General features: G+C 66.9%; 11 protein-coding genes. 10 read left to right on the forward strand and 1 reads right to left on the reverse strand.

Annotated elements, in window-relative coordinates; genetic code table 11:
- The 4 genes from AC5P8U_RS18360 to pncB form a co-directional block, all read left to right on the forward strand.
- Positions 1-96 (forward strand): IS3 family transposase (locus AC5P8U_RS18360; protein WP_156476642.1); only part of this gene is annotated, 96 nt, incomplete at its 5' end.
- Between the two features lie 487 nt (positions 97-583).
- Positions 584-1,435: a glycosyltransferase family 2 protein gene (locus AC5P8U_RS18365; protein WP_111200818.1), complete on the forward strand. Its 852-nt coding sequence runs from the start codon at positions 584-586 to the stop codon at positions 1,433-1,435.
- Positions 1,432-2,271, forward strand: coding sequence for a glycosyltransferase family 2 protein (locus AC5P8U_RS18370; RefSeq protein ID WP_088496282.1), 840 nt, complete (start codon positions 1,432-1,434; stop codon positions 2,269-2,271). The genes AC5P8U_RS18365 and AC5P8U_RS18370 overlap by 4 nt, the downstream gene beginning before the upstream one ends.
- A 108-nt stretch (positions 2,272-2,379) precedes the next feature.
- Complete coding sequence (gene pncB / locus AC5P8U_RS18375; RefSeq protein WP_447897407.1) at positions 2,380-3,558, forward strand: nicotinate phosphoribosyltransferase; 1,179 nt, start codon at positions 2,380-2,382, stop codon at positions 3,556-3,558.
- Between the two features lie 10 nt (positions 3,559-3,568).
- On the opposite strand, the gene AC5P8U_RS18380 is transcribed toward pncB, so the two are convergent.
- The gene (locus AC5P8U_RS18380) at positions 3,569-3,934 is read right to left on the reverse strand and encodes a hypothetical protein (protein WP_072167823.1); all 366 of its coding nucleotides are present in this window, start codon (positions 3,932-3,934) and stop codon (positions 3,569-3,571) included.
- Between the two features lie 459 nt (positions 3,935-4,393).
- Between AC5P8U_RS18380 and AC5P8U_RS18385 the strand changes: the two genes are divergently transcribed.
- The 6 genes from AC5P8U_RS18385 to AC5P8U_RS18410 all read left to right on the forward strand — a co-directional run bounded on the left by AC5P8U_RS18385 (position 4,394) and on the right by AC5P8U_RS18410 (position 13,078).
- Positions 4,394-4,933 carry a fimbrial protein gene (locus AC5P8U_RS18385; protein WP_005415238.1) on the forward strand — a complete coding sequence of 180 codons (540 nt, stop codon included), beginning with the start codon at positions 4,394-4,396 and terminating at the stop codon, positions 4,931-4,933.
- A gap of 85 nt (positions 4,934-5,018) precedes the next feature.
- On the forward strand, positions 5,019-5,747 hold the full coding sequence (locus AC5P8U_RS18390) for a fimbrial biogenesis chaperone (RefSeq protein WP_447897406.1): 729 nt from the start codon (positions 5,019-5,021) through the stop codon (positions 5,745-5,747).
- Positions 5,748-5,839: 92 nt separating this feature from the next.
- Positions 5,840-8,404, forward strand: coding sequence for a fimbria/pilus outer membrane usher protein (locus AC5P8U_RS18395; protein ID WP_088496284.1), 2,565 nt, complete (start codon positions 5,840-5,842; stop codon positions 8,402-8,404).
- Complete coding sequence (locus AC5P8U_RS18400) at positions 8,395-9,429, forward strand: fimbrial protein (protein WP_088496285.1); 1,035 nt, start codon at positions 8,395-8,397, stop codon at positions 9,427-9,429. The genes AC5P8U_RS18395 and AC5P8U_RS18400 overlap by 10 nt, the downstream gene beginning before the upstream one ends.
- Positions 9,430-9,695: 266 nt before the next feature.
- Positions 9,696-10,880, forward strand: coding sequence for a non-hydrolyzing UDP-N-acetylglucosamine 2-epimerase (gene wecB, locus AC5P8U_RS18405; protein WP_495214249.1), 1,185 nt, complete (start codon positions 9,696-9,698; stop codon positions 10,878-10,880).
- Entirely contained in the window at positions 10,877-13,078 is a 2,202-nt protein-coding gene (locus AC5P8U_RS18410) for a hypothetical protein (RefSeq protein ID WP_111007846.1), read from the forward strand. The genes wecB and AC5P8U_RS18410 overlap by 4 nt, the downstream gene beginning before the upstream one ends.
- Positions 13,079-13,082 lie beyond the last annotated feature (4 nt).

The following is a 13,082-nucleotide window of genomic DNA, read 5'->3' on the forward strand; positions in this document are numbered from 1 at the left end:
GAGTACATCAAGTACTACAACCAAGAGCGAATCAGATTGAAATTGAAGGGGCTAAGCCCGGTAAAGTACCGGGAACAGGCCCAAGCAGCCGCCTGACCCCACCGTCCAAGTCTCGGGGGTCACTTCACCATGGGGGCTTGGTCGCCGCATCCATGCGGCTCACACCCCGCAAACCCACAGTGCCCGCCTTCGACAGTGTGCTGCTGTTGGTAGGTGTCGACCTTGGTCGACACGGTAGATCCACGCCATGCGTGGATGACTGTCTGTCAGATTTCGAAATCAGAAAAAGGGGTCAGATCCGTTTTCCAGAGGAAAACGGATCTGACCCCAGCTTTTGCTGGCAGAGCGAAGAAATCTGTCGAAGGCGGGGTGGGTCCGGTTGCGGGGGCGTCCGCGGCATGGATGCCGCGGCCAAGCCCCAAGGATGGGTTTACGGCGTCCCCCGCAACCGGACCCACCCCGCCATTCCAAGGATAGCCGGCTTCTGCTGTTGCTTCGGCTCCGGCCTCTGCAGGCGCCGGGTGCAACCCGGCCGATACCCTCCCGGTGCTACGCTGTGGCCACCGACAACCACGGAGGCGGGATGGGGGCGATCGTGTTGTTGCCGCTGTGTGTGGACGATGCCGCGCTCGACCGCTGCCTGGCCGCACTGGATGCCGGCACCGCGCCGGGCACCGCGGTCTGGCTGGCCGATGACGCGCAGGCAGGGCCGCGTGCGCAGGCCGTGGTCGAGCACTGGTTGGCGCATACGCCGCTGCAGGCCGAGTACACCCGGCGCGCGCGGCCACTGGGCGAGGTTGCCCATCTGGATGAGATGCTGCGCGCCTGCGATGGCCTGGACGTGGCCGTGCTGGCGCCGGACAGCGTGCCGTCGCCCGGTTGGTTGCAGCAGTTGCAGGATGCCTTCGCCCGCGATGCCGCCATCGCCACCGCGACCCCCTGGTGCAATGCCGGCGAGACCGCGGCGTGGCCACGGCTGGGCGAGATCAATCCCGAACCCCATGACCCGGCCTTGCTGGCGCATACCTGCGCTACATTGCCGACGCTGCACCCGGAGTTGCCATCGGCGGTCACCCACGCGGTGCTGGTACGTGGCAACGCGCGCCGCCGTGCCGGTGGCCTGGACGTGGACAGCTATGCCGGCTGGAATGCCGCGCTGATCGATCTCAGCCTGCGCATGGCGGGCCTGGGGTGGCGCAATGTGTTGTGCGAGACCGCGTTCGTCAGCCGGGCAGGGGAGGCGGTCAGCCGCGATGGCGACCTGGAGGCCCTGGCGGCACGCTGGCCGGCCTGGGTGCCGCGGCTGGCCGATTTCCTGATGCACGATCCACTGCACGGTCTGCGTGACGACCTGCAGCAGCGCATGCGGCAGGCGATAATGCCGAAGGAACAGGGCGACCTGTTTGTCCCGCCCGCGCCGGAGCCTCCCGTTTGAATGCAACCATTGCCGCCATCGTCGTCACCTACCAGAGTGGCAGCACCATCGATGCCTGCCTGTCGCGCCTGCGCCAGGCGCAGGACATCGCCGAGATCCGGGTGATCGACAATGGTTCGCTGGATGGCACGCTGGACATCGTGCAGCGGCATGCCAGCCATGACCCGCGCGTGCGCTTCGTCGGCAATCCGGACAATCCCGGCTTTGCCGCCGCCAACAACCAAGGCGTGGCCGACTCGCACAGCCCGTGGCTGGCCTTCATCAACCCGGACCTGATGATTGAGGCGGACACCCTGACCGAATTGCGCAGCCGTGGCGAGGTGCTGGGCGATTGCCTGCTGGGCGTGGAGCAGGTGGACGAGCACGGCCACGCCGATGAAGCGGTGCGCCGTCGCGATCCGGATTTCCTGCTGATGCTGCGCTCGCCGGGCAAGGGCTCGAAGCTGGCGGTTCCGCGCGATCCACACCAGGCCGTGCAGCCCGTGCCGGCGTTGTCCGGTGCGCTGCTGATGATGCCGCGTACCCTGTTCGAGCGCATCGGTGGTTGGGATGCGGGTTACCGCCTGCATGCCGAGGACCTGGATCTGTGCCGCCGCGCACGCGAGGCCGGCGCGGTGGTGGCGATCGCCAACGACCTGCAGGTTACCCATGTGCGCGGCGTCTCCAGCCGCTCGCGGCCATTCTTCGTGGAATGGCACAAGCACAGGGGGCTGTGGCGCTACTTCCAGAAGTTCGAGGCGAAGCAGCGGTCGCTGCCGGTACGCGTTGCGGTGTGGGCCGCGATCTGGGCGCATGCGGCGATGCTGGTGCCGAGGCTGCTGCGCAGGTCGCTGTAGCGCCGCAGGAGCATCCACGTATGGCGTGGATCTACCAATGCTGTTCCCCGTGAGCCGAGCGTGGCCGCAGGCACCCCGGTTCACGCCGCCGGGCGCATAATCCGCTCCATGCCTATCATCCAGTCCCTGCTCGACACCGACCTGTACAAGTTCACCATGATGCAGGCGGTGCTGCACCAGCACCCCGGCGCCCAGGTGCAGTACCGGTTCAAGTGCCGTACGCCCGGCATCGACCTGGCCCGCTACATCAACCAGATCGACGAAGAAATCGACCACCTGTGCAGCCTGCGCTTCAGCGACGCGGAGCTGGACTACATGCGTGGCCTGCGCTTCGTGAAGCCGGATTTCGCCGATTTCCTCGGCCTGTTCCACCTCGACCGCAAGTACATCCAGCTGCGCGCGTCGACGGCCGTGCCCGGCGAGATCGAACTGGACATCACCGGCCCGTGGCTGCACACCATCCTGTTCGAAGTGCCGCTGCTGGCGATCATCAACGAAGTCTGGTTCCGCAACACCACCACGGCCGACTTCGCCGAAGGCGAGCGCCGCCTGCAGGCCAAGGCCGCGCTGCTGCGCGATACCCCCGGCTTCGAACAATGCCGCATTGCCGACTATGGCAGCCGTCGCCGCTACTCGCGTGACTGGCACGCGCGGCTGCTGCCGCTGCTGCGCGATGCACTCGGCCCGCAGCTGGTCGGCACCAGCAACGTCCACTTCGCGCGCCTGTACGGCATGACCCCGCACGGCACCATGGCCCACGAGTACCTGCAGGCGTTCCAGGCGCTCGGCCCGCGCCTGCGTGATTCGCAGGTGGCGGCACTGGAATCGTGGGCGCGCGAGTACCGTGGCGATCTGGGCATCGCGCTGTCCGACGTGGTCGGCCTGGACGCGTTCCTGCGCGACTTCGACATGTATTTCTGCAAGCTGTTCGACGGTGTGCGCCATGACTCCGGCGATCCGTTCGACTGGGGCGACCGCATGCTGGCGCACTTCCAGCAGCGTCGCGTCGATCCACGCAGCAAGGTGCTGGTGTTCAGCGATGGGCTCGACATCGCCAAGGTCATGCGCCTGTACGACTACTTCCGCGGTCGCTGCCAGGTCGCGTTCGGCGTCGGCACCCACCTGACCAATGACCTGGGCCCGACGCCGCTCAACATCGTCATCAAGATGGTCCGCTGCAACGGCCAGCCGGTGGCCAAGCTCAGCGATTCGCCCGGCAAGAGCATGTGCGACGACCCGGGTTACCTGGCCTACCTGCGCCAGGTCTTCGAGCTGCCGCCGGCGTAAATACGTCGGCTTACAGGTAGTCGACCACCACCAGGTAGGCGCCCTGCAGCGGCTGCTGCTTCGAAGCCTGCACGCTGTAACGCTCGGAGAAGGCGATATCGCCGGCGCGCATCGCGCTGGCCGACACCGACAGCTTCTGGCCCTGGCGCTTGCCATCGCGCAGCATCGCGGCCTGGCCATCGGCCAGTGCCGTCACTTCCACCGTCGAGCCCTTGGCCGACGGCGGGCAGGCCGCCAGGCTCAGCTCACCCTGGGACAGGTTCGTCGTGCAGCCCGGCTCGGCGATGCGGCCGCTGAAACGGATGCTGCCGCTGCTGGCCTGGGCCAGCGCACTGACGGACATCAGGGCCACACACAGCAGAATGGAATTCCTCATGACACGTTCTCTGGTTCGGTGTGTCCTAGTTAGCGACAGGATCGATCCGCCTTTAATAGGACAAATCCGAATCTGCTAGGGCCATCACCAAGAAAGAGTGATGCGCATCAAATAAGGTGATTTCCGCCTGAAAAATCCCTGTTTCCGCGCCTGCCGAACGCGCCTCTCAACGCGTCATCCACGGTTGTCCGCGACCTGGCGGCCCCGTCGTCAAATCTTCCACACGTCCCAGGTGCTGATTCCGCCTATCACGTCACATTTAGGGCGTCAATGAATTGGCGTTCAGAAAAATAATGAGACTTTCATCACAGTTGTGCATATACTTGCGTCACGGATTCAGGGGAAGGTATGTCCGAGTCCGGCCACAGGTGAGACGCAAGGATGGGTCTTGTTAGCCCGGCAGTGCTCCTTGCTTCCTCCTCTACTTCTCATCTCTTCAGTAGGGTTAGGTAAAAGCGAATGCACAAGATCAACCTCATTGCCGCTCTGATGCTGGCCGCCGCTCCGCTGGCCGCCAACGCCGCCGACGGCACCATCACCTTCAATGGCAAGGTGACCGACAAGACCTGCACCATCTCGACCCCGGGCGGCAAGGACTTCGCCGTGACCCTGCCGACCGTGTCGAAGAACACCCTGGCTACCGCCGGTGCCGTTGCGGGCCGTACCCCGTTCGCCATCAACCTGACCAAGTGCAGCGCCGGCAACGTCGCCACCTACTTCGAGCCGGGTTCGACCGTCGACTTCAACAGCGGCCGCCTGGTCAACCAGGCCTCGGCCAACGCTGCCACCAACGTGCAGCTGCAGCTGCTGGGCTCGAACAACCAGTTCCTGCCGATCAAGGCTGCCGGCGCTGGCCTGGCCCAGACCAACTCGCAGTGGGTCACCGTCGGCACCGACGGCTCGGCCGACCTGAACTACTACGCTGAGTACTACGCCACTGCCGCCGCCACCCCGGGCGACGTCACCAGCAGCGTCAAGTACACGATCATCTACAACTGATCGTAGCTGTACCCGCATTGGCCGGCGTACGCGCCGGCCAGTGCTCCGCGGCCCCTGGCCACACCCCTCGAGCGTAGTACTTCCGATGAAAGCACTCTTTCCCCGGGCGCTGCTGCTGGCAGCGTTCACGCTGCCCCTCTGCCAGAACGCACTGGCCGGCGTGGTGGTCAATGGCACGCGGGTGATCTACCCGGCACAGGCGCGCGAAGTCACCGTGCAGGTCGACAACGTGGGCGACTCGCCCGCACTGGTCCAGGCCTGGATCGACAGTGGCGACGCCAACCAGACCGCCGATACCAGTGATGCTCCGTTCGTGCTGACGCCGCCGATCGCGCGCGTCGAGCCGGGCCGCAGCCAGGCGCTGCGCCTGATCTTCTCCGGCGCACAGCTGCCGACCGATCGCGAGACGGTGTTCTGGCTCAATGTGCTGGACGTACCGCCGTCGCCGGACAACGCCGACAGCGGTGACCAGAATTACCTGCAGGTGGCGTTCCGTTCGCGCCTGAAGCTTTTCTACCGGCCGCAGGGCCTGAAGGGCGTCGCCAACGACGCACCGGCAGCGCTGCGCTGGACCCGCAATGGCGACCGCCTGCGGGTGGAAAACCCGAGCCCCTTCCACGTCACTCTGGCCGAAGTGCATGCCGTGACCGGCAGCAGTGAAAAGGCCGTCGAGGACAAGGGCGCGATGGTCGCGCCGAAGCAGAGCCTGGAGTTCGCCGCACCGGCGGGCACGCAGCAGGTGCGCTTCATCACCATCAATGATTACGGCGGCCGGGTCGAGCACTCCGTCCGCCTCGACAGCACCGGGAGCTGAACGCGCCGCGCCGGCCAAGGGCCTGCGCATCCCGCCACCGCCGCCGTGCGGCGAATTGAAGGAATGTCAGTGTGATCGGAAACAGATTGACATTGTCGATCCATCAGGCGCTTTGCCTGCTGGTTGTTGGCGCGGCCTGCCCAGGATGGGCGCTGGCTGCACCGGCCAATCTCGGCGAACAGGCGCTGATGGCGCAGAGTGGTGCGGCCAATGCGCGTGCACCGGAATCGGCCCAGTTCAATTCCAGCTTCCTGTCCGGCCAGGCCAAGCAGGTCGACCTGGCGGCCTTCAGCAACGGCAACCCGATGGTGGCCGGCAATTACCGCGTCGACGTCTACGTCAACGGCGCCTGGCAGGGCCGTCGTGACCTGCAGTTCAAGGCCGATGCACAGGGCCGTGTCGACGCCTGCCTGCCGCTGCCGATGCTGGAAGAAATGGGCGTGGACAGCGAGGCCGTGCTGCTGCAGCAGGACCCGACGCTGCCGACCGACACGACCAGCTGCGTGCCGGTGCAGCAGCGCATGGCCAATGCCTATGGTGTCTACGACAGCGGCAACCTGCGCTACGACCTCAGCATCCCGCAGGTGTTCCTGCGCCGCGAGGCGCGCGGCTACGTCAACCCGGCGCTGTGGGACCGCGGCATCAATGCCGGTTTCGTCGGCTACAGCTTCAATGCCATCGACAGCAACAGCCGTGTCGAAGGTGGCCAGCGCAACCGCAGTGCCTATCTCGGCCTCAATGCCGGCCTGAACCTGGGCGGCTGGCAGTTCCGCCACGACTCCAACCTGACCTGGTCCGAGGGTGACGGCCGCCATTGGCAGAGCATTGCCACCTACGCACAGCGCGGCATCCCGCAGGTGCGCGGCATGCTCACCATCGGTGAGGCCTATACCACAGGCGAGCTGTTCGACTCGATCGGCTACCGTGGTGCCAGCCTGGCCAGCGACGACCGCATGCTGCCCGATTCGCTGCGCGGTTACGCGCCGGTGGTGCGCGGCATCGCCGAGACCAACGCGCGCATCGAAGTGCGCCAGAACCAGCAGCTGATCTACTCCTCCACCGTTTCGCCGGGCAACTTCGTCATCGACGACCTGTACCCGACCGGCTACGGCGGCGACCTGGAAGTGAGCGTGATCGAGGCCGATGGCCGCCGCCGCGAATTCAAGGTGCCGTTCGGCTCGGTGCCGCAGATGCTGCGCGAAGGCGTGTCGCGTTACTCGCTGACCGCCGGCCAGGTGCGCAACAAGCTGCTGGCCGACGAACCCTGGCTGGTGCAGGGCACCTACCAGCGCGGCATCGGCAACCAGCTGACCCTGTACGGCGGCAGCGCGCTGAGCGATGGCTACCTGTCGCTGCTGTACGGTGTCGGCCTGTCCACGCGGGTCGGTGCCTTCGCGGCAGACGTCACCCATGCACGCACCTCGTTCGACCACTACGGCAGCCACACCGGCGCCAGCGTGCGCTTGAGCTACAGCAACATGATCGGTGAGACCGGCACCAACCTGACCCTGGCCGCCTACCGCTACTCGACCGAAGGTTTCTACAGCCTGCAGGACGCGCTGTATGGCCGTGACTCGGACAAGCGCGGCATCGATCCGACCACCCGTGGTCGCCAGCGCAGCCAGTTCCAGGTGACCTTGAACCAGCCGCTGGGCCGTCGTGGCGGTGCGCTGTACGTGACCGGTTCGGTGCGTGACTTCTATGACCGCTCCGGCACCTCCAAGCAGTACCAGGTGGGCTACAACAACGCCTGGCGTTCAGTGAACTACGGCTTCTCGGCGCTGCGCACCGAAGAAGGCGTGCTCGGCCGTTCCGACACCCAGTACCTGCTGTCGATGAGCGTGCCGCTGGGCCGTGGTACCCACCCGGTGTCGTTCAGTGCCGATCTCGGCGTGCGCGACCGCGGTGGCTACGACAACAGCCGCGTCGGCATCACCGGTTCGGCCGGCGTCGACAACAACTTCAGCTACGGCGTGGCCCTGTCCGATTCCCGCGAGGGTGGCACCACGGCGGTCGGCAATGCCGAATACCGCAGCCGCTACTCCGCGTTGAATGCCACCTACAGCCACTCGCGTGATTTCCGCCAGGCCTCGGTCGGTGCCAACGGCAGCGTGGTGGTGCATCCGGGCGGCTTCACGTTCACCCCGCAGCGTGGCGACACCATGGTGCTGGTCGAGGCCCCGGGCGCGCGCGATGCGATCGTCAGCAACGCCCCGGGCCTGCGCGTCGATGGCCGCGGCTACGCCGTGGTGCCGTACGTGTCGCCGTACCGCCTCAACACCGTCACCCTCGATCCGCAGGGCATGGCCCACGACGTCGAGCTGGAAAGCACCAGCCAGTCGATCGCACCGTTCGCCGGTGCCATCAGCTACCTGCGCTTTGATACCCGCAAGGGCAACGCGTTGCTGATCCAGGTACGCAACCCGGATGGCCGCAGCATGCCGTTCGGTGCGCAGGTCAAGGATGAGCAGGGCCAGCCGGTCGGCATGGTCAGCCAGGGCGGCCGCCTGTACGTGCGCAGTGAAAACAACCAGGGTCGCCTGCTGGTGGAGTGGGGCGCCGGTGCCGACCAGCGCTGCACCATCGATTACCAGGTTCCGGCGGGCGCCGATGCGTCCAAGACCGGCTTCATCCCGCTGGAGGCAGCATGCCGATGATTTCTTCCCGTGGCCGCAAGGCGCTGACGGGCCTTGTACTGCTGGGTGGCGCACTGCTGGCACAGCAGGCCAGCGCGTCGTGCCGCATCCAGTCCAGCTGGTTCACCGCGCAGGACGTGACCATGGACATGGGCCAGATCGTGATCCTGCCCAGCACGCCGGTCGGTGGCGTGATCAAGGAGATCAGCGAGCCGATCAACCAGCAGAACAGCGTGGCACGTTGCGACTGGTCCGGTGGCCGTTCCATTGGCGAGTACGTCAACGCCGCGCAGAAGCGTCCGGTGGCCGGCTTCTCGAACGTCTATGAAACCGATGTGGCGGGCGTGGGTATCCGCCTGTACCGGGACTCCGGTGCGATCCAGACCTACTATCCGCACACCATCAATTTCGGCAGCAGCAGCACCATCTCGCTGGTGGGAGGCACGTTCCGCATCCAGCTGATCAAGACCGCTGCCCAGACCGGCTCGGGCGTGATCGCGCCGAACGGCCGCTTCACCACCTACTACTTCGACGGTGATGGCCCCGGTCGCCCGGTGCTGACCTCGACCTTCAAGGGCTCGGGCACCACCGTGGTCAGCCCGACCTGCGAAGTGCAGGCCGGCAGCCGCAACATCGCCGTCGACTTCGGCAGCGTGCCCAACACCACCTTCACCGGTGTCGGTTCGCGCGCGGTCGATCGTGATTTCGAGATCCGCCTGAACTGCCAGGGCAGCAATGTTGCCGCCTACCAGAGCAAGATCGGCATCCGTCTCGATGCCGACCAGGACAGCTCGAACATGCCGGGCGTGCTGAAGCTCAGCGCGGCCACCAACAGCGCCACCCGCATCGGCATCCAGATGGTCCAGCGCGTTGGCACCACCGAGCGCGAAGTGCGCTTCGGCCAGACCATCAACGTCGGCACCACCGCGCCGGGGACCAGCGTCATGGCGCTGCCGCTGCGTGCGCGCTATGTGCAGACCCAGGCTGGCACGGTGGGTGCGGGTGTCGCGAACGGCCAGGCCACCTTCACCATCCAGTACGAGTAAGGCCGCCCGGGCGGCTGCCCCTGCTGCGTTCCGCCGCAACGTCGCCCGTCCCACGGGCGGCGTTGACTGCGTCTTGATCTTCCAACGATGAAGATCACTGCCACGACGCACGTGCCATCAATCGATTGTGATGGACGTCGCGAATTTGGAGTTTCCTCATGAGGTGGCCGTCTCCTGCCTGCGGGCATTGGACGGTAACGCCGAAAGGATCCAGACGTGGCTACAGCTCCTGGCATTTTCCAGCACCGGCCTTCCGGAGCCCCCCGGTGAAGGTCCTGTCGGTGTTCGGTACCCGGCCGGAAGCGATCAAGATGGGGCCGCTGGTGCGCGCCCTGGCCCAGGCTGCGGATGTCGAATCGGTGGTCTGCATCACCGGCCAGCACCGGGCGATGCTCGACCAGGTGATGTCGCTGTTCGAGATCACCGCCGACCATGACCTGGATGTCATGGTGCCCAACCAGTCCCTCAATGGCCTGTGTTCCAGGCTGTTCGAGCGGCTTGACGCGCTCTACACGCAGGTCCGCCCGGATCGCGTGCTGGTGCACGGCGATACCACCACGGCGATGACCGCCGCCCTGGCCGCGTTCCACCACCGCATTCCGATCGGCCATGTCGAGGCCGGCCTGCGCACCGGCGACATCAACCGGCCATGGCCGGAGGAGATGAACCGGCGGGTGATCGACGTGGTCGGTCATCAGCTGTATGCACCTACTCCCGGCTCGCGCGCCAATCTGGCCCGTGAGCATCTGGGCGGGCAGATCCTGGTCACCGGCAACACCGTCATCGATGCCCTGCAGCAGACCGTGCAGCGCCTGGATGCCGATCCGGCACTGCGTGCCCAGGCCGACGAACCCTTCCACATGCTCGACCCCGGGCGCCGCCTGCTGCTGGTCACCGGCCATCGCCGCGAGAGCTTCGGCCAGGGCTTCGAGGACATCTGCCGTGCGCTGGCCGAACTGGCCCAGCGGCCGGACCTGCAGGTGCTGTACCCGGTGCACCTCAATCCGAACGTCCAGGCACCGGTCAACGCACACCTGGGCAACCTCGACAACGTGCACCTGGTGCCGCCGCAGGACTACCTGCGCTTCGTGCGCCTGATGCAGCGCGCCGACGTCATCCTCACCGACTCCGGTGGCGTGCAGGAAGAAGCGCCGGCATTGGCCAAGCCGGTGCTGGTGATGCGCGACGTCACCGAGCGCCCGGAGGCGGTCGAGGCCGGTGTGGTGACGCTGGTCGGGACCACGCCCTCGCGCATCGTCGAGGGGGTCAATGCGGCCTTGGCGCAGCCACCGCAGCCGACCCGTTTCGACCCCGATGGCAGTCCCTATGGCGACGGCCGCGCCAGCGCCCGCATCGTCGCCGCCCTGTGTGGCGCTCCTCTTCCCGAGTTCTCGCCCGGTCTCCGCAGCGGCGGTGCCGCCCACCACCCTCTCCATGAAGTGACGCCATGAGCCAGACCGGCCGCTGTCCCCTGTTTGTTTCCGCCGCCGCGTTCGTCCTGTCGTGCGCGGTTGGCAGTGCCCACGCCGCCGACAGCGTCGCCGGCCAGTTCGCAGAATGGAGCGGCGACAGCACGGTGAGCCGGCAGATGACCCTGCGCGAACTCGGCTTCCGCCAGCCGCTGGTACTCAGTGGGCAGGAGAGCCAGCGCGAGGTCTACCTGCCGGTGCCGGCCGGTGTTGCCACTCGCGATGCACAGCTGCAGCTCGATGGCCGCTATGTGCGTGGCCACGCCGGGCGAACTTCAGGCCTGTGGTCGGTGGATGGCGATCCGATCGCCGCGCGTTCGATCACCGATGCCCAGGGCGATGCCAGCCAGCTGCTGGCCATCGATGGCGAACCCCGCCAGAACGGCTTCGTGCGGGTCGGTGTCGGCTGGTGGTCGATCGTGTCCGACTACCAATGTGCCGACCAGAGCGCGCCGGCGAACGTGCTGCGGCTGTCGCCGGACTCGCGCTTCAGCTACCGCTTCGATGGGCGTGCCGTGGATACCGTGGCCAAGGCCTGGGGCGCGCTGCCACCGCGGGTGCGCCTGCTGGTGGAGGGCAAGGCGCTGCAGGCGCCCACCTATGATGCCGCCTGGCGCATTGGTACCGCGTTGCAGGCCGGAGGCAAACAGGTTCAGGTGGTGGCGCTGCCCAAGGTCGGCGACAGCGTCGACCTGGCCGGCATCAGCATCCCGGCCAGCCTGCAGGGCGTGCCGGCGTACGCCGCGCTGGCCGCGGGCGAGCGCGTGCACGCGATCAAGGACCTGGCCGAAGTGGGAGCGCTGCTGTCGTTGCGTGACAGCGGGCCGTTGGCCGCCGATGTGATGATCGGCAGCGATGCATTGCGCGTCGGCGTACGCGCGGCGCTGGATGCGCTGGCCGCACAGGTCGGCGCGGCGGGCACCGATGCGGGCGCAGCGTTTGCCACGTGGCGCGATACTGACATGGGCGGCCTGGAGAAGCCCGCCGCCAACGCGTCGGTCAGCGTGGTGGCCGTTGCAGGCCGTCCGACGCTGGTGGTCGACCCGGCGGCAGCGGGCAAGGTTGCCGGACTGTTCGCTGAACAGTGGCGCAGCTATGCGCTGGGCCGCAGCCTGCAGGTCAGCGCAGCAGGAACGCCCAAACTGGACGGTGACCAGGTACTGCTGAGCCGGCTCGGAAACATCGCCGGAACCATGGATGTGGTGACCCGCGCCGACCGCAGCGCCAGCTTCGATCTGGGCACGCTGTCGGCCGATGGCCGCCTGCCCGAGCAGGTGGTGATCGATGTCTCGGCGGCCCCCAATGCGGCGGGTCAGGGCGCGGTGGCCACGATCTACCTCAACGACTACCTGCTGGGCGGCAAGGTGCTGTCGGCCAACGGCCAACCGCAACGGCTGGTGGCCAAGGTACCGGCCTACGCGCTGTCGGCGCGCAACGAGATCCGTGTCAGCTTCCTGCGCCAACCGGCACGCCCCTACTGCCACGATCCGGCGACCGGCTATCCAGTCTCGATCCTGCCCAGCAGCCACCTGACCCTGGCCAGGCGCTCGCTGGGCAGTGATTTCGTCGGTGCCAGCAGCCAGCTGTCACGCGGCAACCAGGTGTTCGTGCCCGGCGCCTGGCTGCAGGATGCACCGGCCTCGCTGGGCAAGGTCATCGCGGTGGCCAGTGCAGTGGGCGCTTCGCCGGAGGTGTCGGAACTGAAGGTGGTCGACGCCGGTGCCGCGGTCAGCCCGGGCGCGCCATGGCTGGCCTTCGGCGTTGCACCGGCCGGTGTCGATGTGGCCGGCCTGAAGGATGGCCACCTGCGCGTCGGTGGCACGTCGCAACCGCTGCTGGATGTCAGCGGCCTGGATCACGCCGCGGTGGTGCAGGTGGGTTCGTCCGGCGGCCAGCTGGGCGTTCTCTACAGCGACCTCGGCGCACAGGCACCGTCGTTCAGCGCACCGTTCCGGTTGCTGCGCGGCGATCTGGCCGTGCTTGACGGCACTGATGTCGTGCGCGAATTCGACCGCCAGGATCCTTATGGCACTCGCCTCGCGCACGACGGCAATCCGCAATCGAAGTGGGAACGGCACATGGTCTGGTTGCTGCTGCTGGTTGGCGTGATCGTATTCGCGCTGCTGGCCGCCCGCGTCACCCAGGTGCGCCGCCGCAAGTCCGCCAACGCAGGACATTGATCCA

The sequence above is a fragment of the Stenotrophomonas sp. YJH_SMC_81 genome, assembly GCF_059370875.1.